At 58.5% G+C, this 20,271-nt stretch carries 15 protein-coding genes; 9 read left to right on the forward strand and 6 right to left on the reverse strand.

Annotated elements, in window-relative coordinates:
- Window positions 1–92 precede the first annotated feature (92 nt).
- Window positions 93–2,480: an alpha-amylase family protein gene (locus ACYU7Z_RS05925; protein WP_460568363.1), complete on the reverse strand. Its 2,388-nt coding sequence runs from the start codon at window positions 2,478–2,480 to the stop codon at window positions 93–95.
- A gap of 356 nt (window positions 2,481–2,836) precedes the next feature.
- Here ACYU7Z_RS05925 and kdsA point away from each other — a divergent pair, with 356 nt between their 5' ends.
- Window positions 2,837–3,661, forward strand: coding sequence for a 3-deoxy-8-phosphooctulonate synthase (gene kdsA / locus ACYU7Z_RS05930; protein ID WP_460568365.1), 825 nt, complete (start codon window positions 2,837–2,839; stop codon window positions 3,659–3,661).
- Between the two features lie 13 nt (window positions 3,662–3,674).
- On the opposite strand, the gene ACYU7Z_RS05935 is transcribed toward kdsA, so the two are convergent.
- Window positions 3,675–4,361 carry a hypothetical protein gene (locus tag ACYU7Z_RS05935; protein ID WP_460568367.1) on the reverse strand — a complete coding sequence of 229 codons (687 nt, stop codon included), beginning with the start codon at window positions 4,359–4,361 and terminating at the stop codon, window positions 3,675–3,677.
- A 210-nt stretch (window positions 4,362–4,571) separates the two neighbouring features.
- On the opposite strand from ACYU7Z_RS05935, the gene ACYU7Z_RS05940 reads away from it, so the two are divergent.
- The 3 genes from ACYU7Z_RS05940 (at window position 4,572) to ACYU7Z_RS05950 (ending at window position 7,337) form a co-directional block, all read left to right on the forward strand.
- Entirely contained in the window at window positions 4,572–5,627 is a 1,056-nt protein-coding gene (locus ACYU7Z_RS05940; RefSeq protein WP_460568369.1) for a class I fructose-bisphosphate aldolase, read from the forward strand.
- Between the two features lie 162 nt (window positions 5,628–5,789).
- The gene (locus ACYU7Z_RS05945; RefSeq protein WP_460568371.1) at window positions 5,790–7,091 is read left to right on the forward strand and encodes a flavin monoamine oxidase family protein; all 1,302 of its coding nucleotides are present in this window, start codon (window positions 5,790–5,792) and stop codon (window positions 7,089–7,091) included.
- A gap of 51 nt (window positions 7,092–7,142) precedes the next feature.
- Window positions 7,143–7,337 carry a hypothetical protein gene (locus tag ACYU7Z_RS05950; RefSeq protein WP_460568373.1) on the forward strand — a complete coding sequence of 65 codons (195 nt, stop codon included), beginning with the start codon at window positions 7,143–7,145 and terminating at the stop codon, window positions 7,335–7,337.
- 184 nt (window positions 7,338–7,521) lie between these two features.
- Here the strand turns inward: ACYU7Z_RS05950 and ACYU7Z_RS05955 are convergent, their stop codons facing one another.
- Window positions 7,522–8,250, reverse strand: a complete 729-nt coding sequence (locus tag ACYU7Z_RS05955; protein WP_460568375.1) for a S24 family peptidase — start codon at window positions 8,248–8,250, stop codon at window positions 7,522–7,524.
- A gap of 113 nt (window positions 8,251–8,363) precedes the next feature.
- Here ACYU7Z_RS05955 and ACYU7Z_RS05960 point away from each other — a divergent pair, with 113 nt between their 5' ends.
- The 5 genes from ACYU7Z_RS05960 to ACYU7Z_RS05980 all read left to right on the forward strand — a co-directional run bounded on the left by ACYU7Z_RS05960 (window position 8,364) and on the right by ACYU7Z_RS05980 (window position 11,047).
- The gene (locus ACYU7Z_RS05960) at window positions 8,364–8,663 is read left to right on the forward strand and encodes a hypothetical protein (protein ID WP_460568377.1); all 300 of its coding nucleotides are present in this window, start codon (window positions 8,364–8,366) and stop codon (window positions 8,661–8,663) included.
- Window positions 8,664–8,772: 109 nt separating this feature from the next.
- Complete coding sequence (locus ACYU7Z_RS05965) at window positions 8,773–9,633, forward strand: DEAD/DEAH box helicase family protein (protein ID WP_460568379.1); 861 nt, start codon at window positions 8,773–8,775, stop codon at window positions 9,631–9,633.
- A 70-nt stretch (window positions 9,634–9,703) separates the two neighbouring features.
- Window positions 9,704–10,096: a hypothetical protein gene (locus ACYU7Z_RS05970; protein ID WP_460568381.1), complete on the forward strand. Its 393-nt coding sequence runs from the start codon at window positions 9,704–9,706 to the stop codon at window positions 10,094–10,096.
- The gene (locus ACYU7Z_RS05975; RefSeq protein ID WP_460568383.1) at window positions 10,093–10,371 is read left to right on the forward strand and encodes a hypothetical protein; all 279 of its coding nucleotides are present in this window, start codon (window positions 10,093–10,095) and stop codon (window positions 10,369–10,371) included. The genes ACYU7Z_RS05970 and ACYU7Z_RS05975 overlap by 4 nt, the downstream gene beginning before the upstream one ends.
- Before the next feature lie 43 nt (window positions 10,372–10,414).
- Window positions 10,415–11,047: a hypothetical protein gene (locus ACYU7Z_RS05980; protein ID WP_460568385.1), complete on the forward strand. Its 633-nt coding sequence runs from the start codon at window positions 10,415–10,417 to the stop codon at window positions 11,045–11,047.
- Between the two features lie 253 nt (window positions 11,048–11,300).
- Here the strand turns inward: ACYU7Z_RS05980 and ACYU7Z_RS05985 are convergent, their stop codons facing one another.
- The 3 genes from ACYU7Z_RS05985 to ACYU7Z_RS05995 form a co-directional block, all read right to left on the reverse strand.
- Window positions 11,301–12,368 (reverse strand): hypothetical protein, encoded by a 1,068-nt coding sequence (locus ACYU7Z_RS05985; RefSeq protein WP_460568387.1) that lies wholly within the window; start codon window positions 12,366–12,368, stop codon window positions 11,301–11,303.
- A 177-nt stretch (window positions 12,369–12,545) separates the two neighbouring features.
- Window positions 12,546–13,880 (reverse strand): sensor histidine kinase, encoded by a 1,335-nt coding sequence (locus tag ACYU7Z_RS05990; protein WP_460568389.1) that lies wholly within the window; start codon window positions 13,878–13,880, stop codon window positions 12,546–12,548.
- A gap of 12 nt (window positions 13,881–13,892) precedes the next feature.
- Complete coding sequence (locus ACYU7Z_RS05995) at window positions 13,893–20,072, reverse strand: HAMP domain-containing protein (protein ID WP_460568391.1); 6,180 nt, start codon at window positions 20,070–20,072, stop codon at window positions 13,893–13,895.
- Window positions 20,073–20,271 lie beyond the last annotated feature (199 nt).

Consider the following 20,271-nt stretch of genomic DNA (forward strand, 5'->3'; position numbering starts at 1 on the left):
GGAGTTTGACAAACCGGCCCCGACGCGGCACACAAAGTTGCCCGGCGATGGCCGTAAAAAAAGCCCCTCGTTGGTAGCGAGGGGCTTTTCGGTTAGTTGCTGAACAGCAGTCGTGCCGTTCGCTGGCGGCCGTTGCCGCTTAGCTGCAGCAGGTAGCTGCCGCTCGGGATGCGGCCCGCCGGGATGTCGACGCGTTGCCAGCCGTCGCCGTAGCTGCGCTCGGCCACGCGTTGCAGGAGGCGTCCATCGGGCGCGTACAGCGCGAGCGCATAGCGGCCCGCTGTTGTGCGGAACCGCGCGCTGACGACACCCGAGCCGGGACGCGCCGACACGGTGAACGATCCATCGCCTTCATCCGCCGTTACGGGCTCGGCTGCGGTCTGTGTGTTCATACGTGCCGGGTACGACGAGGTCGATGCGGTGAGCGGCGCAGTGTACGTGGCCTTCACCCAGAACTTCTGCGACGGGTTCGTCGTGCTGGTGTTGCGCACCTTGATCTTGTAGAAGCCCGTGCTGCCGGGTGTATAGCTGAGCGTCAGCGTGCCGGTGCCGCTTGTAGACGTGAGCAGCGCGTCGGTATTGCTGTAGACGCCAACGGTGAGGCTGTAGGTGCTGTTGTTGGGATACACGTTTACCGTGATCGTCTTGCCGCTCTGGTCGAACACCTTGCCGGCATAGCGGAGCGCGGTCGACGATGCGGGAAGTGCGCCGCCCTGGCCCAGCGAAGAAGCATGGCTATCGCCGAGATCGTTGTCCATCTCCCATTCCTGCGTGGTGCTGCGCTGCGCGGGCGCGAAGCCCCCGGTGATGCCGGCGGGGCCCCAGATGCAGTAGCCGCGGCGCGTGTTGGAGCCGTCGCAGGGCGGAACCCAGATCGTCACTTTACCGGTAGCATCCGTCCAGATATCGTTGGCATTGGCGCCGCTGTAATCATGCAGCTGGCGGTTGGCGCCGAAGTCGGTCTGGATCGTGGCGCTCTGCCAGGTGTTCCAGTTGTCGTTCACGCCGATGATGGCATAGGAAGCCTCGGGACCGGCGTTATAGCCACGCTCGATGAGGAGCAGGTCGGCAGCCTGCCAGCGCACCTTGTAGGAGCCCTTTTTGAAATTGAGCTTCTGGTGGCACCAGATGATGTTGGCGATGTCGTCGCGCACCGGAAGGTCGGTAGCCGACGTGGGCAGGTGCGTGTAGCGCTTCGACGTGTTGCCCAGGTTGAAGAGGTCTTCGAAGAATACCTGCGGCGAGCCGTCGACCGCAAACGTAACGGCATAGGCAACAGCGAGGCGGGCGTCGAAGGGATCGATATGGCCGCCACAAAGCTCGTTGCCGCTGTCCCAGCCCGTATAATTACCGTTGGCATCTTTCGTGGGACGGAAGGTGTCATGGTTGTTCACAAATGGAACGGTGCGGTACCGGTTCGCCTGCTGCGCGGAGGGCAGCGAGCCGAGGTCGTAGGAGCCGCCGGCGCTGACCATGTTCTTGACCGCCTGCCGTAGCGAAAAGTCGAAGGTGCCCACGAGGTCTTCGGAGCCGCCGTTGGAGGTCTTCACCGAGCTGATCCAGGCGTCCTGCTCCGATGCGCTGCCCACGTATTCGCCCACGGCAAACATGTTGGCGCCGCCGTTGGCCCAGCCGGCGTTGTACTTGGCATTATAGAGGAAGTCCTGTGTTGCCCAGGATTCGAAGTGCTTCACGGCATCGAGGCGGAAGCCGTCGACACCGGTTTGCTTCTTCATCCACACAAACCAGTTGCGTGCGCCGCTGCGCATCCAGTCGGTGCCCTGCGTCGGGTTGTAGGTGGCGTTGGAGCTTTGCCCGTAGGCGCCGGCCACGTAGCAGATATCCGGGCCGAACCAGGCCGCGCAGATATCGCCGGTGTTGCAATTGTGGCTTGCCGTCGCATGAAAGTTGGGCCAGTTCTTCGGCCAGCGCCCGTCGCGGGCGAGGTAGTTGGTGGATGTTTCATCGGTGGCCGGCTTCAGATAGCTCACGTAGCGGAAGTTCTTGTACGTGTTGCCGTCGCCATTGTTGGCCGCCGGGTCGGAGCCGCCCGAGCCGTTGGCGGAGCCAGCATTGTCCATGTGGTTGAACACGACGTCCTGGATCACGTCGATGCCGTTGGCATGGAGCACGGCGATGGCGCGGAGCAGTTCGTCCTTGTTGCCGAGACGGGTCTTGGTACTCCCCTTCTGGTACTTGTCGCCCAGGTCGTACTGGTCGAAGGGCGAATAGCCGTTGGAGGACGTGGACGCGTTCTTGACGGAAGGCGGGATCCAGATGGCATCGATGCCCATCGCCTTCAGGCGCGGGGCAAGGTCGGCGAGGTAGTTGGCCCAGCCATTGGAGTAATTGTTGTTCCAGTAATCCCACCAGAAGCCCTGGAAGACGACCTTTCCGTTCCAGGGATTTTGAGCAGTAGAAATACGGGGGATGCCGAGAAGGCAGAGCGCCACGAGGAGCGCCCGGGTGAAGCGTGTCATTGTAGCAAGCGGTTTGTGGTTAATGTGTGTGCGCCTTGCGTAGCCCCTACACCAAGTGTACAGGGTACACATTGCTTATCGTGTTTAAGGTACACGGTCCTAACGGTGCCGTCCAACTATTTTTTGAGTTGCTCAGCAGTTTTCCTTAGTGGCGCGGCTTTAGAGAAAGAACGCAGATTTTCAATGATTGATAAGATTAGCGCAGATTTAGTCGCGTGCGTGACAAATCCTAACCAATCTTAATAAATCAGCGTATCCCGCTCGCGTGATCTGCGTTCTTTCGCTCCACCGCAGGCGCCCCAAGGCTCCGGCACTGTGTTCTTTCGCTCCCCGCCGAAGGCGCTTATCTTTGCCGCATGATCCCTTCGTACTTAGAAAAGCTTTTTGCCGGCCAGCAATACGATCCGAAAAACTTCTTTCTCATTGCGGGTCCCTGCGTGGTGGAAAGCGAGGAGAACGTGTTCGAGATCGGCGCGCACCTCGTAGCTGTCTGCAAGCGCCTCGGTATTCCCCTTGTGCTGAAGGCCTCGTACCGCAAGGCCAACCGCACCAGCGCCTCCTCCTTTACCGGGCACGGCGATCTGTTCGGGCTGGGCACCCTGCAGAAAGCGGGCGTTCACTTCGGGCTCCCGACCACGACCGATATTCACTCCGAACCCGAGGCCGAAGAAGCGGGTAAATATGTCGATATCCTCCAGATACCGGCCTTCCTCTGCCGCCAGACCGAGCTGCTACTCGCCGCGGGCCGCACGGGCAAGGTTGTCAACGTAAAGAAGGGACAATTCCTGAGCGGCCACTCGATGAAGTTCGCTGCCGACAAGATCCGGAGCACAGGCAACGAACAGGTAATCCTCACCGAGCGCGGCACCACCTTCGGCTACCAGGACCTGGTGGTCGACTACCGCAATATCCCGTGGATGCAGGAAGCCGGCGCGCCCGTGGTGATGGACTGCACCCACGCGCTGCAGCAGCCCAACCAGGTGGGTGGCGTTACCGGCGGCAACCCGCAGCTGATCGGCACCATTGCCAAGGCCGCCATTGCAGCGGGCGCCGACGGTCTTTTTATCGAAACGCATCCCGACCCTGCCTGCGCGCTCAGCGACGGCGCCAATATGCTGAAGCTGGACCTCATTGAAGGATTGCTCGAGCAGCTCGTGCGCCTGCGCAAGGCGGTTGTGTAGGAGTACCGAGTGCTTATTTCAACTCGAAGCGGAAAACGAGCTTGCGTTCGACCGAATGACTGAGCGGGTTTTCGCTGCCGAACATAGACGAGAAAACATCGCTTTTTTCGAACAATTTCGAGTAGCCTGCCATCATATCCGTGATGGAATTGCTGGCCGTTTCCTGCACCGACAGCAGCTTGCCGACCGAGCCGCCCGAAACGCCCGCCAGGAGGGCCGCATCCTGCCGCGCGCGCTCGTACAGGCGCTGGAAGCTGGCCTGCTTATAGGTATCTATCGACTCGTAGCGGCTATTCGAGATGCGGCCGGAAACCCCGCGAATGCTTTTCAGCAGCAGGTAAAGCCGGCCCAGCTCCGATTCCGAAGTTATCGACACCTGGATAACCGAATCGGATGTCGCCGGCAGGCGGTACGACACGGGTGCTGCAAACCTGGGACTGAAATTATTTTGGGCGAGCATCCGGTAAACCGTCGCTGCCGGCAGGAGGCTGTCGGCGCCTTCTGCCGTGGGCATGGGAATGGGGATGGACATAAAAGGAATTGTACCCTGCCCGATCTGCACGTCATAGGTCAGCGAAAGGGCCTTCAGCTGGATCGTATCGGTGGCGCTTATTTCAATGAATTTTCCTTTCTGGGCCCAAACGGATTGCTGGCCAAGAAGCGCGAGGAGGAGCAATGCAACTGCAGTTTTCTTTGTCATGGTTTAAGTGATTGAGCTAAAATCGAAGAGATGGCGCCAAGGTAATACAAACGAAATACAACGCCGCAGCAACCGGCACTATGTTGTTTGTTCATCTGCCGGCGCATTCATCCGCCCCCCATCAAAACCTTTCAAAACCTTCCAAAACCTTTCCCGGTTCCATCCAAAACCCTTCTTCGCTATATTTGCCCCACTTCAAACACAACCTTTATGGCGCAAAAAATAGCTGAACTCCTTGGCTCGCAAGCCGAGTACCTGCTCAACCACACCTGTCAGACCATCGATAAGTCGACCCTGCACCTGCCTGCTCCCACGCACGTAGACGACATCTGGGTCAACAGCAACCGCAGCCCGCAAGTACTTCGCTCGATGCAGCAGCTTCTCGGCACCGGCCGCCTCGCCAACACCGGCTATTGCTCCATCTTCCCCGTCGACCAGGGCATCGAGCACAGCGGCGGCTCGGCCTTCGCCCCCAACCCCATCTACTTCGATCCTGAAAATATCATCCGCCTTGCCGTCGAAGGCGGCTGCAACGCGGTAGCCTCTACCTATGGCGTGCTCGGCATCATGGCCCGCAAGTATGCCCACCGCATTCCGTTTGTGGTCAAGATCAACCACAACGAGTTCCTGAGCATGCCTAACCGCTACGACCAAACGATGTTCGGTACCATCCGCAGTGCCTGGAATATGGGTGCCGTCGCCGTGGGCGCCACCATCTACTGGGGCTCCGCCGAAAGCGCCCGCCAGCTGAAGGAAGTAGCCGAAGCCTTCGAGCTCGCCCACGAGCTGGGCATGGCCACCATCCTCTGGTGCTACACGCGCAACAACGGCTTTAAGGTGGACGGCGTGGATTACCACACATCCGCCGACCTCACCGGCCAGGCCAACCACCTCGGCGTAACGCTGCAGGCCGACATCATCAAGCAAAAGCTTCCCACCAATAACGGCGGCTACCTTGCCACCAAGCACGGCAAGACGCACAAGCTCGTCTACGACAAGCTGACTACCGATCACCCCATCGACCTCACGCGCTACCAGGTGCTCAACTGCTACAACGGTCGCGTTGGCCTCATCAACTCGGGCGGCGAAAGCAAGGGCGAGAGCGACCTCGTTGAAGCGGTGCAGACAGCCGTCATCAACAAGCGCGCAGGCGGTATGGGCCTCATCCTGGGCCGCAAAGCCTTCCAACGGCCCTTCGAGCAGGGCGTGCAGATGCTGCAGGCCATCCAGGATGTTTACCTCGACGAAAGCATCACGATCGCATAAAAAAAAACGCCCTTCGGGGCGTTTTTTGTTTGGAGTTTGTGGTTTGGGGTTTGTAATTAGTGGTTGAATGACGCAGGCAGGTAACTTTAGTTTTAAGTGAGCCCGGCTTGCGATGCATCGCGGAACTTCAAACCACAAACTCCAAACTACAAACTTGCTGTGATGTCCGGTACTTACGACGTATTGATCCTGGGCGCCGGCGCTGCAGGCCTCATGGCCGCGCGCGAGCTGGCCCAAAGCGGCAGGCGCGTTGCTGTTCTTGAAGCCCGCGACCGTATCGGCGGGCGCGTGCTGACCGTGCAGGATGGCGGCGCCCGCGAGCTCGGAGCCGAATTCATCCACGGCGAAGGAGCCCTCACGAAAGAGTTACTGCGGCGCTCCGGCAACGGCTCCGCTCCCTCGGCGGGGAAAGCCTACCGCTACCGCGACGGGCGCCTCGAAGCCACCTGGAATTTTATCGACCGCGAAGAGGAGCTCGCCGACCGGCTCCGTAAGGTCTCGGGCGATATACCCCTCGCCACATTTCTCGAGCGCTATCTCGCCGGCCCCGACTGGGAAGATACCCGCCAGCAGGTGCGGCGCTATGCAGAGGGCTATTACGCCGCCAGCCTCGACATGGCCAGCACGCTTGCCTTCCGGAAAGAAATGGAGGAATCGGACCACGCGGAAGATGCGCGCCCCTTTACCGGCTATGGCCCCCTGCTCGAATACCTGGCCCGGGCCGGCCGGGAGGCCGGTGTGGAACTGTTTCTCAACGAGCCGGCACAGGTGCTGACCTGGGCCCCGGGCGCGGTTACGGTGCAGACCGACACAGGCGTCTTCTCGGCCCGCAAGCTGGTCTTCACCCTCCCCATCGGCGTATGGCGCAGCGGCAGCGTTCGCTTCGAGCCTGCCCTTCCGGAAAAAGAAACGGCCGTGCAGCAACTGGGATATGGTGCCGCCATCCGCATCATGCTTTCCTTTACCGAGCGCTTCTGGGAAAACAGCGCGCTGTGTACCCGCACGGCTCCCGGTCTCGGCTTCCTCTTCAGCGATGCGTCCATTCCGACCTGGTGGACGGGCGCGCCCGAGCAGGGCAACCTGCTTACCGGCTGGAAGGCGGGGCCTTCGGCAGAGGGCTTTGCGGCCCTTCGTGAAGAGGACCTGCTCCGGGAGGCGCTGCATGCGCTGACGACCATTTTCGGCATCCCGCTACCCGACCTGCAGGCAAGGCTGCAGGCCCACTACTACCACAACTGGGTGCAGGATCCCTGGGCCCGGGGCGGGTATTCGTTTGAAATTTCTTCCGGGGGACGTGTCCTGGCCGATGCCGCAGCACCCGTCGCCGACACACTTTATTTCGCGGGTGAAGGACTCTGCGATGGCCCGATCATCGGCACGGTAGAGGCGGCGCTGCAAACGGGGAAGCGGGCGGCGGACAGCATCCTGGACCGACTTCCGCCAGACGGGTACCTGGAAGGCTGACCTTTCTTTTGGTATGATTTTGCGGAACATATAATTATAAAATCAAATGTTATGAAAGGAGCAAGATCCCAAAATAATATGCAAAGCAAGCAGATGGCCGGCCACCGCCCGCGTCCCGAGATCCGCGACGACATTGACAGCCGCTCGAACGAAGAGCAGGATACAAAGGGCGACGACGTAACGCACAACGCCAAGGAAGTGCGCACCAACCGGCCGAAGCAGCACCGCAATGGCCCGCGTAAATAATAAGCGGACTCCTATGGAGAACCCGTACCAGGATGCCCGCGGAACAACTGCCCGCGGGCATTTCCATCAACGAGTACGTGCGGCGTGAGCTGCATAACGCGGAAAACAGAAACGGATGCCTAAGGCATCCGTTTCTGTTTTCAATGGTCATTGATCATTCCAGGGACGGTTGACATCGCACGATCTACGCGGTCACCTTGAACTCCTTCTGGGGCAGGCGTGCCCGGATATGGCGGCGAAAGGTCCACACCTGCTTCAGCTCGGCTACGGGGAGCAGCTGCTGCGGGTGGCTTTCTTCATTGTCGGAAAGCAGTACCCACTCCTCGGCACTCTTGCGGTACACGCGCTTTACCATCAGCTGGGAACCCGTGAGCAGCACGTAGACGCTGAAATTCTTTACATCATTCCAATCTTCCTGTGGCAGCATGGACGCGAGGATGAGATCGCCCGCGTAGAAGGTCGGCTCCATCGACTCCCCATCCACCTCGAAATAGCTCCACAGAGCGCCCGTTGGGTTGACGCCCGGGGGCAGCGTGTATTTTTCGAGTGTGTCGAGGTAATCGGTCTGCTCGAAGCCGCGGATATAGCCGGCCTGGGCTTTGATGCCCACGAGGGGTACTTCGGTAGGCCGGTGGCTTCCCTGCCGCGACCGGCGCTCCAGGAAATAGGGCTGCTGGGCGCGTGGCCGCGGCGTTCCAAAAATTTGCACATCGCTAACAGCCGAATGTGAAAAATCTTCACCTTTCCGGGCCTCCTGGAAGTTCCGGAGCAGGATCCGCGTGGCCTTGCTGACCCCGCACTTCCCCTTCTCCATTTTATTGACCAATTCGCGGGTAATGCCCAGTGCCTGGGCGAATTCCTCCTGCGTAAGGTTGTATAACTGCCTGATTTCCTTGATGTTGGGACTCGTCATAACGCCTGTTAAGCAATTGTGAATAAAAATGTGAATTTCTTGTGCATAAAGTGAAAAATTGTAACTTTATGCTTCACAAATTTAGAGCATTTATTCACAAAAAGCACGTGACTATGAAGCGCCTGGAAAAAGAATTCGTTTTTCACTATCCCCTGAAGCATAAAGTCGTCCGCGACCTCAAGATCGTGACCGAATACGTGGGCGACCTGGTGATCGAGGGCAAAGGCTATTTCAACCCCGAGGCCTCCCCCATCGACGTTTTCGACCGCTACAGCGTGGATATTGATTTTGTGAAATGGAACGGCACCGACATCCGCCCGGTGCTGGAGGTCACCGGCCAGCTCGAAGACCTCGAGGAAGCTTCCATCCGCTACTTCGCGCAACTGCTGGAGTCGGCCGCAAAGGCGGCCTAATCAGCAATGAGCAATGAATAATGAGTACTTCTCCTTCGACAGCCTTACTCATTACTGATTACTCATTACTCATTTCTCATCCCAACGAGTACGATAAACACGACATACAATGCAATTAAGAAAAGCAACAAGAAAGCAAGCAAAGATCCGCCTCGGCCTCAGCGCCGTATCGGGCGGCGGTAAGACCTACAGCGCCATCCTCGTGGCCAAGGGTCTTGTCGGCGACCTCTCGAAGGTGGCCATCATCGACACGGAGAACGGCTCGGCCGATCTCTATGCGCACATGGGTGAATTCAACGTGCTGCCCCTCACGGCACCCTTCTCCCCCGAGCGCTACATCGAGGCGATCCGTGCCTGCGAGAAGGCTGGCATGGAGGTGATCATCATCGACTCCATCTCGCAGGAATGGGAAGGCAAGGGCGGCTGCCTCGAGATCGTGGAAAGCCTTGGCGGCAAGTACCAGGACTGGGCCCGCGTAACACCGCGGCACCAGGCCTTTCTCGAAGCCATTCTCCACAGCGCCTGCCACGTGATCACCACCGTTCGCCGCAAGCAGGACTACGAGATGATCAAGGATAATAACGGTAAGGTGAAGGTGGAAAAAGCCGGTCTCCGCGAGGTGACCCGCGAGGGCTTCGAGTACGAGCTCACCATCAACCTCGAGCTCGACATGCGCCATATGGCCACCGCCTCGAAAGACCGTACCGGCCTCTTCATGGGCAAGCCGGCCTTCCTGCCCGATGAAAAGACGGGCGAGCTGATCGCGCAGTGGTGCGAGCAGGGCGAGGAAGCCTTCAACAGCGTCAGGCCCGGCTCCGACTGGTACACAAAGGTGGAAGCCTGCGCGACCCAGAAGGAACTCGTGGAGCTCTATTCAAAGAACAAGGCAGAAGTGGACGGCAACCCGCTGCTGCAGCAATTGATCGCCAACCGGAGAAACAGCATCAATGGAAAACTCAGTGCCGCATAACCAAGGGGCTTTACCCGCCATACGAGAAGGCCTGTCCAAGCGGCAGATACGCGACCTCGCCGATCAGTCCGTGGAACGCGTGCTCGAAGACGGGCACGTGTTCCAGGTCGCGGAAGCGCTCGCGGCCATGGAGGAATTCGTGAAGACGATGCGCAGGGACGAACGCTATGTCCAGTTCCTGCGCGACGAGCTTGCGAAGCACCAGGGCCGGCTGGTAACCGCGTCGGGTGCCAAAATCGAGGCCTGCGAGGCCGCCGTGACCTACGACTACAGCAGCAACGCCGACTGGCGCCTGCTGGATGCACAGATCCGCCTCCTCAGCGAGCATAAGAAAGCGCTCGAAGAGCGGCTCCGGGCCATCGCTCCCGGCCGCATCGGCGTGGACCACGAAACCGGCGAGGTGATCGAGGGCGCCTGGAAGGCATCGAAATCAACATACCGAATAACCCTTTCCGGAAGATGATGACCCTGCTCAACGATTGCCGTACCCTGCTGCGGGAGCTGAGTGGCGATGCGCCGCTCTACTTCGAAAGCGCCGTCCAGGTGAAGCTGACCCCGCACAGCCCGCCCTTCGCGGCCTGGGCCGTCGGCCTCTCAGAAGACGGTACGCTGCAGGTGATGGACGCCGACGAGCGCTGGCATCCTTTCTCAGCCGGCGACCGCAATGCCGCCCTGCTCCTCGGTAGCCTCTACCAGCGCCTGCGGATGTTGCGCCTGCATTATGGGAAGACCGGGTAAACGATCCCGCAATAACCGGCGGGATGACTAAGGAGAAAAAATCATGATACGCAAGATCAATTACCAGAATGTACCCAAGCCTGCGGAAGAAAAGGTGAAGCCCGTCCGCAACACGACCCGTAATTATACGGCCAGCGTGGAATACAGCCTTATCGCAGGTCTCGTGCAACAGCAATACCAGGCCGGCAACGAGGTACAGTGGGACAAGCTGCTGTCGCTGCCGGAGGAAGACCGCATCCCCGGCCTCATTACGCGCTATGGCAAGAAGACAGCGCACAAGCTCCTGCTGATGATCATCAAGGAGTTTATCGCAACGCTCGGGCTCCCGGCCTACAAGCGCCCCACCGAAACGCGCGTGAGCGTGGCCGTGTGCGAGATCATGCTGTCGGCGCAGGAAGACTACCTGGCCATCGAAGACATCATTCTCTTCCTGCAGCGGGCCCGCGCTGGGGTCTATGGGCCGATCAAGTCGCTGGTAAACCTGCAGCCCCTTTTCCAGCAGCTCGAGCGGTACCGCCAGGAGCGGCACGATGCCTATATAAAACTGAAAGACATGCAGGAAGCCAGTTACAAACAGGTCGGCGCCGTGGAGCGGAGCGCGCCGCAACCCACGCTGCTCGGCGACCTGTTCAACCAGGCAATGATCGTGGATATGACAAAGAAGATGAGTGGATAAGGACCGTGTGTATGAGTAAGGCCGGGGGCGTTTGCCTCCGGCTTTTTTGTGGGCGCTCACGGAAGACACGGAAATCACGGAGATGACTAAGGGATCGCAAGCGATCCCTTAGTCATCTTTGCACAGCGAAGCAAAAACTGCGGCCTTTGGCTGGCCCAGGTATCAAAACCTTCCACTCCCCCGAAATGACAGTAGCCTGTCGCATGCGACAGGCTACTTTATTTTTTCCGTGATTTCCGTGTCTTCCGTGTGCCTACCGCGCCGCGGTGGCTTTCGCCTTTTCTTTCTCCGGCAGGATTACGATCGACGAAACGTACACCTTGCGCTCCTCCTGGAGAGCACGGTCGGAGTCGACCACCTGCTGGCTCTCGATTGCCTGGTTGTTGGTGCAGTTAAGGCAGCTCAGCACCACGCCGATATGATTGAAGTCCAGCTTGCCGGTGCCCGTTTTCATCAGCATACCGGGCTGCTCGGTGCTGAAGCCATGGAAGCGGAGACTGCCGCCGTTGAGCTCCTGCAGGTCTTCGAGCTTCATCCCGGCATACACGCCCTGCTTCGATCGCCACTCGTTGCTGCTCACCATGTTGGAGTTGCGCGCCGTGCCGTTCGTCAGCATGTTGCCACCAATGAGCAGGAACGACACATCGCGGAAGTTCTCCTCATCGTCCCAGATAAAGATCACCTCGCGGGGCGTGTTGGCAAAAAGCACGGAGCAGAAGTTGCTGTCGTTGGTTGCGTAATGAAACACGTCGCGGGTTACGTTCGACGCCCCGAAAACCGACACGAGGAACTCGTGCGACTTGAGCGGGAGCAGGTCTTCGGCATACACGATGTCGCGCATTTTCGGCAGCATTTCCTTTTCCACCTTCACCGAGTAAAAGGTGAGCGAGTCGCGGATCTCCACCGAAGTGGCCACGGTCGTATTGTCCTGCTGGTAGAGGAGCGGCTTCATTGGGTCGCCTTCTTCGGCATAGGTAATGAAGCCTTTTTTGTGGAGCGACTTCCGGAGGTTGTTGAATTCCTCGAGCGATGTCGTCTGGTAGCTGATGATGGGCGCACCGGATTTTTCCTGGAAGGAGATCTTGCGGACCACGTCTTCGGCGGCCTTCTTACGGCTCTTCCGCACCTCGATGTAGTTGTAGTTCGTGCGGGTTTCGTGGGGCGACTCGTAGTCGCGGCGGTACGACTTCTTGCCCAGGAAGGCATCGAACTTCGATACGCTGTAGCCGGTAAAGCCCAGGAGGTCGTTCAGGTCAAATTGCTGTGCGTAGCTGACGCCGGTTAGCAGGACCGTCAGCAGGAGCGCGTAGAGTTTTTTCATGCGGCAATGGTTTAAGTCCATAGCCCATGTGAATCACAGGTTAGCATACCGAGGCTGCTCCGTGACCGTATGGGTCTACAGAACGAAAGGGGTGTTTTTCTGCCTCTACCAGTATCAATTAAAATACCAGCCCCCTTTACGGATGAGCTGGTATTGAAAATATTGTTAAGAAAGCGTTTACTGGTGCTGTTCGTCGGCCGAAACAAGCGGGGACGGCTGCGGTTCGGGTAGCGAAACGGTCTTGTGCTCCTGCGTTTCGGGAAGAGTTACCACAAATGTGGCGCCCTCGTTGAGCGCACCCATCGCCCGGATGCTCCCCTTGTGCTGGTCCACGATCTTCTTGCAGATCGAAAGCCCGATACCGGAACCCTCGAACTCATGGTAGCTGTGGAGGCGCTTGAACACGACAAAGATGTCGTCGGCGTACTTGGCGTCGAAGCCGATACCATTGTCCTTTACCACGATCCGGTGCTGGCGCAGGCTGCGGCCCTGGCTGTCCTCGATCAGCAGCGACTCGCTGAAGACCTCGACTTTTGGCGAAACGCCGTCACGCGAGAACTTGAGCGCATTGCCGATAAGATTCTGGAACAGCTGCCGCACCTGGCTCGGAATTGCCTGGAGCGCAGGCATCTTTCCAAACTCGATCGAAGCGGCCTTGCGCTGGATCTCAGATTCCATATCGCCGAGCACCTCCTGCAGTATCTCGTTTAGGTCAACCTGCATGAAGTCTTCGTGGCTGCTGGCGTGACGGGAGAACTTGAGCAGGTCGTTGATAAGCTTCTGCATCCGGTCGGACGACTTGACGATCTTATTGAGCGAGCTCTGGACGTCGGCGTCCACCTTTCCACTGAGCTTGGTGGCTACCACGTCGCTGAACACCATGATCTTCCGGAGCGGCTCCTGCAGGTCATGGGAGGCCACGTACGCAAAGCGGTCGAGCTCCTCGTTGATCATCTTGAGGTCCGTGTTGTTCTGCGTGAGCTGGTTGTTGAGCAGGCGGATCTTCTCCTCGTTCATCTTCCGCTCCTCGATCTCCCGCTCCAGGTTGGCCTTGGCGGCGAGGAGGTTCTTCTCCTGCTGCATCAGCTGGTGCGTTTTTCGATACAGATCCGCGAACACGCTCACCTTGAAGCGCATGAGCTCGGGGTTGATGGGCTTGTAGATAAAATCCACGGCGCCCATTTTATAGCCCTTGAACATGTACTCCTCATCCTTGTTATGGGCCGTGATGAAGATGATCGGGATGTTCTTGAGCTTTTCGCGCTCATAGATAAGCGAGGCCGTCTCGAAACCGTTCATCTCAGGCATCTGCACGTCCATGAGGATGAGGGTGAAGTCGTGCTCGGTGAGCAGAATCTTCAGCGCCTGTCGCCCCGAATTCGCCTTCCGGATATGGTACCCGTCGCGCTCGAGGATGGTTTCGATCGAGAGGAGGTTATCCTCCCGATCGTCCACCACCAGGATCTTTACGTCGGATTTATCCAATTGTCCGTCTTTCATCGTTTCCACCATGAACGTTACCTCTTATTTGTACAGCCAAACCCGCATCAGGGAGAGCAGCTGATCGATTTTAACCGGCTTGGTGATATAATCAGAAGCTCCGGCCTCGATACATTTCTCGCGGTCGCCTTTCATGGCCTTGGCCGTTACGGCGATGATCGGGAGGTTGCTGTTCTTATGCTCGCGTCGGATCTTCTGCGTTGTTTCGTAGCCGTCCATCTCCGGCATCATGATATCCATCAGGACCATATCGACGTGCGTGTTGTCGCCGAGGATATTGATCGCTTCCTGGCCGCTTTCCGCGGTAATCACATTGATGTTGTAGCGCTCGAAGGCCGTGGTGAGGGCGAAAAGGTTTCGCACGTCGTCGTCGACCACCAGTACGGTCTTGCTGGCCAGTACATCCTCGCGGGAGCGCAGGTTCTCGATGATACGGCGCTTCTCGGGCAGCAGATCCTTATGATCAATATGCAAATGTAGGACCACCTCTTCCAGCAGCAGCTCGAGCGACTGTACGTCTTTCAGCAGGATCCGGTTGGCAAACTGCTTCAGCTGGGTCTTCTCCTTGGGCGAGAAGTCTTTCGCCGAGTACACGATCACCGGGGTGAGGGCCAGTTTTTTAACGTTATTGATTTCCTGGATGAACTCCATGCCGCCGATATCCGGGAGCATGTAGTCCACGATAATGCAATCGTACTCCTGGTCGCGGATCATCTCCAGCGCCTTGCGTCCCGAGTCGGCCAGGTGGATCGCCACATGGTCCTGGTGCGACAGCATCTTGGCGATGCCGGAGTAGTCGAGCTCGTTGTCTTCCACCACCAGCACGTGCTTCGGACGATAGTCCTTATACCGCACGATGTCGTCGAACAGCGTATTGAGCGACTCGTTCTTCAGCGGCTTAAGGCTGAAGGAGCGCGCGCCGCGCTGCATCGCGAGCAGGCGGTTTTCCTCGCCCGAGATGAGGTGCACCGGGATGTGGCGGAAGTTGATGTCGTTCTTGAACAGGTCAAGGATACGCCATCCGCTGGCATCGGGCAGCTTCACATCGAGGGTTACCGCGATGGGGCGGAACTTGTTGGCCAGGTCGAAGACGTCGCCGAAGGAGGTGGCGACAACCGCCTTGAGCCCCATTTCGTGCGCCTTATCGACCATGATCTTGGCGAAGCGGAGGTCGTCTTCGACCACCATCACCACCTTGTCGTCGCCGCCGATCATATTGCGATCGTCGCCGGTTTCGTTGATGATTTCGTTGAGTACTTCCAGCTCGCGGGTTTCCGGGAGCTTCACCGTGGGCACCGTCATGATCGAGGAGTCGTCGTCGTCTTTCGACACTTCGTACTCCGACAGGGTCAGCGAGGAAGGCTTCTCCTTCTTCACGTGATCGGGGTTGTAGTCGATCGGGAGGTACAGGGTGAAGGTGGAGCCCACGCTCGGCTCGGAGTCGAGCTCGATCACGCCGCCAAGCAGGTCGGCAAGGCCGCGCGAGATCGAAAGGCCGAGACCGGTACCACCATACTTGCGCGAGGTGGAACCCTCGGCCTGTTGGAAGGCCTCGAAAATGATATTCTGCTTGTCTTTCGAAATACCGATACCGGTGTCGCGGATCTCGAAGGCCACCACGCGGCGGGCGTTGTCGAGGCTGGGCACCTGCGACTTCCACGACTTGCGGTTGGGCTCGTAGATCTTGAGCGAAACGCCACCTTTCTCGGTAAACTTGAAGGCGTTCGAAAGCAGGTTCTTGAGGATCTGGTTGAGGCGCTGCACGTCCGTCTCGAGTACGTCGGGCAGGCGCTTGTCCATCTCGATGCTGAACTTGAGGTTCTTGTTCTCCGACACGTGCTTGAAGGTCGTTTCCACGAAGGAAGTGATCTCGTTGAAGCGCACGTTGACGAAGTCGGTGGAGATGTAACCCGATTCGATCTTCGAAAGGTCAAGGATGTCGTTGATAAGCTGGATCAGGTCATCACCGCAGCTGTGGATCGTTTTCGCGTAGCGAACCTGCTTTTCCGACAGGTTGCCTTCGTGGTTCTCGTACAGCTGCTGGGCGAGTATGAGCAGCGAGTTGAGCGGCGTGCGCAGCTCGTGCGACATGTTGGCAAGGAACTCCGATTTGTACTTGGAGGTAAGCTGCAGCTGCTCGGCTTTTTCTTCGAGCGAGCGACGGGCTTCTTCCACTTCCTTGTTCTTCGCTTCCACTTCCTCTTTCTGCTTCACCAGCAGGTGCGCCTTGTCCTGGAGCTCTTCGTTCGTACGACGCAGCTCGTCGGCGAGGCTTTGCGACTGCTCGAGCAGCGACTCCGTACGGGAGTTGGCCTCGATGGTGTTCAGTACGATACCGATCGACTCCGTCAGCTGGCCGAGGAAGTCAAGGTGGGTCACCGAGAAGGGCTCGAAGGAGCCGAGCTCGATAACGGCCTTCACTTCGGTTTCGAACAGTACCGGCAGTACGATCACGTTCTTGGGAACGGCCTGGCCGAGGCCGGTGCCGATCTTGAAGTATGTTTTCGGAACGTTGGTCAGCAGGATACGCTCTTTCTCAACGGCGCACTGGCCTACAAGGCCCTGGCCGAGCGCGAACTCCTTCTGTACCGCGATCTCTTCATTATAGGCATAGGCCGAGAACAGCTTCAGCTTTTTCGCGCGCTCCTCGTCGTCCTGCTCCAGGATGTAGAACATACCCTGCTGGGCATTTACTACCTGGGCAAGCTCGGAGAGGATCCGGCGGGTTACCGTTGCGAGGTCTTTCTGGCCCTGCAGCATTTGCGTGAACTTGGCGAGGTTGGATTTCAGCCAGTCCTGCTCCTGGTTACGGAGCGTCGTTTCCCGCAGGTTGGCGATCATCTGGTTGATGGTATCCTTCAGCTCCTCGAGCTCACCCTTGGCTTCCACGCGGATAAGCCGGGTCAGGTCACCCTTGGTTACCGAGAGGGCCACCTCGGAGATGGCGCGCACCTGGATGGTGAGGTTCTCCGCGAGCTGGTTTACGTTCTCAGTCAGGTTCTTCCAGATACCGGAGGCACCGGGCACTACGGCCTGGCCGCCGAGTCGTCCTTCCACACCCACCTCACGGGCAACCGTGGTTACCTGGTCGGCGAAGAGGGCGAGCGTATCGATCATCTCGTTGATGGTTTCGGTCAGCTGGGCCACCTCACCACGCGATACGATCGAGAGTTTTTGCTTCAGGTTACCGGTGGCCACCGCGGTCACCACCTTGGCGATTCCGCGCACCTGGTTGGTCAGGTTGGAGGCCATCATGTTCACGGAGTCGGTCAGGTCCTTCCAGGTACCGGCAACGCCCTGTACCTCGGCCTGGCCACCCAGCTTACCTTCCGTTCCCACCTCACGGGCCACACGGGTCACCTCGAAGGCGAAGGAGTTCAGCTGGTCCACCATCGTGTTGATGGTATTTTTCAGGTCAAGGATCTCTCCTTTTACGTCGATGGTTACTTTCTTCGAAAGGTCACCAGAGGCCACGGCCTTGGTCACCTCGGCGATGTTACGTACCTGCAGCGTCAGGTTACCCGTCATCTGGTTTACGGAGTCGGTAAGGTCCTTCCAGGTACCGGCAACGCCTGGTACGAAGGCCTGTCCACCGAGCTTACCGTCGGTACCCACCTCACGGGCCACACGCGTCACCTCGGAGGCGAAGGCGCGGAGCTGGTCCACCATCGTGTTGAGCGTTTCCTTCAGCTGGAGGATCTCGCCGCGTACGTCCACCGTGATCTTCTTCGACATGTCCCCATTCGCCACGGCGATGGCCACCTCGGCGATGTTCCGCACCTGGGCGGTGAGGTTCGAGGCCATCTGGTTTACGGAGTCGGTAAGGTCCTTCCAGGTACCGGCGACCCCGGGCACGTGTGCCTGGCCACCGAGCTTACCTTCCGTACCCACCTCACGCGCCACGCGCGTTACTTCCGATGCGAAGGCCCGGAGCTGCTCCACCATCGTATTAATGGTGTTCTTCAGCTCGAGGATCTCGCCTTTTACGTCCACCTCGATCTTGCGCGACAGGTCACCGTTTGCCACCGCGGTCGTTACTTCCGCGATGTTCCGCACCTGCGCCGTCAGGTTCGAGGCCATTTTATTTACCGAGTCGGTAAGGTCCTTCCACAGGCCCTCCACACCCGGTACGTCTGCCTGGCCACCCAGCTTACCCTCGGAACCTACTTCCCGCGCAACGCGGAATACTTCGGAACCGAACGAGTTCAGCTGGTCCACCATCGTGTTGATCGTATTCTTCAGCTCGAGGATCTCACCGCGTACGTCCACCGTGATCTTGCGCGACAGGTCACCCTTCGCCACGGCCGTCGTTACCTCGGCGATGTTCCGCACCTGGGCTGTCAGGTTGGAGGCCATCTGGTTTACCGAGTCGGTCAGGTCTTTCCACGTACCACCTACGCCCTGTACCTTGGCCTGGCCACCGAGTTTACCCTCGGTACCCACTTCAAGGGCCACACGCGTTACTTCCGATGCGAACGAGTTGAGCTGGTCCACCATCGTGTTGATGGTCTTCTTCAGCTCCAGGATCTCGCCCTGTACGTTTACCGTAATTTTCTTCGAGAGGTCACCGTTGGCCACCGCCGTTGTTACCTCGGCGATGTTACGCACCTGGGCTGTCAGGTTGGAAGCCATCTGGTTTACCGAGTCGGTAAGGTCTTTCCACGTACCACCTACGCCCTGTACCTTGGCCTGGCCACCGAGTTTACCCTCGGTACCCACTTCAAGGGCCACACGGGTCACCTCGGAAGCAAAGGAGTTCAGCTGGTCCACCATCCGGTTAATTACGTCCTTGATCTGGAGGATCTCACCTTTTACATCCACCGTGATCTTCTGGGTAAGGTCACCGTTTGCGATGGCCGTTGCTACTTTGGATACGTCGCGGAGCTGTACGGTCAGGTTACCGGCGAGGAGGTTTACGTTGTCGGTAAGGTCTTTCCACACACCACCTACGCCTTTTACAGTTGCCTGTCCACCGAGCTTACCTTCGGAGCCCACCTCACGGGCCACACGGCTAACCTCGGAAGAGAAGGAGTTCAGCTGGTCCACCATCGTATTAATGGTGTTCTTCAGCTCGAGGATCTCCCCTTTTACGTCCACCGTAATCTTACGCGACAGGTCACCACGTGCCACGGCCGTTGTTACCTCGGCGATGTTACGTACCTGGCCCGTCAGGTTGGAGGCCATCTGGTTTACCGAGTCGGTCAGGTCCTTCCAGGTACCGGCAACGCCCGGCACTTCCGCCTGGCCACCGAGCTTACCCTCCGTACCCACCTCACGCGCCACGCGCGTTACCTCGGAGGAGAAGGAGTTGAGCTGGTCCACCATCGTGTTGATGGTGTTCTTCAGCTCGAGGATCTCACCTTGCACATCCACCGTGATCTTTTTCGAAAGGTCACCTTTCGCCACGGCGGTTGTTACTTCGGCGATATTACGTACCTGGGCGGTCAGGTTACCGGCCATCAGGTTTACTGAGTCAGTGAGGTCTTTCCATACACCGGCCACGCCTTTTACGCGGGCCTGGCCACCGAGCTTACCTTCCGAGCCTACCTCACGCGCCACGCGCGTTACTTCGGCCGCGAAGAGGTTCAGCTGCTTCACCATGTCGTTCACCTCGCGGGCGATGCGGGCAAACTCGCCCTGCAGCACGTGGTCGCCGATCTGCAGGGTCATTTCCTGCGACAGGTTACCCTTTGCCACCGAGGAGATCACGTGGGCAATTTCGATAGTCGGGTGAACGAGGTCGGAGATAAGTCCGTTGATGGCTTCCACGCCGGAGCTCCAGGAGCCGCGTGCGTAGGGAAGCTCCACGCGGTGGGTGAGCTTACCCTGCTTACCGATGGTCTTCCCGGCTTTCGTGAGCTCGGCCATCAGCTGCTCGTTGAGACCAATGATCTCGTTGAGCGTATCGCAGATCTTCCCGGAAATCCCAACCTGGTCGACCGGCATGCGGACGCCGAAGTTACCGTTGCGGACCTCGGAAAGAATCTTCAGCAGAAGCCGGGCGTCAAGCGCGTCTTCGGTTTCCAGCGGGATGTTCGCCTTCGGGGGCGGGGCAGCAGTCTTTGCTTTGGCTTTTTTGGACGGGGCTTTTTTTCCATTGCCGTTGGCCGGAACAAGATCCAGTTGCTCATCGGGAGCAATGAATCCAACGGGCTCAATAGGCTCATGGGAAGAGCCATTACCAGTAGGCATTTCCGTATTCATGTTGCTAAGGGTGGTTAAGATGACCCCAAACTTACAGGAAAACCTCCGAAAATACCTGAGCAGTAGCCCTTTTCTTTTGCCCAAAAAAAAGCCAATTCGCTGCGCGGGCTCAATGACTTAGCGAAATCCTCGGCCCGGCTTTAAGGGGAACTGCCTAACTAAAAGTTTATTTGGCCGGAAGGCAGCCACCCCAATACCT

This window comes from Flaviaestuariibacter terrae (assembly GCF_054777635.1).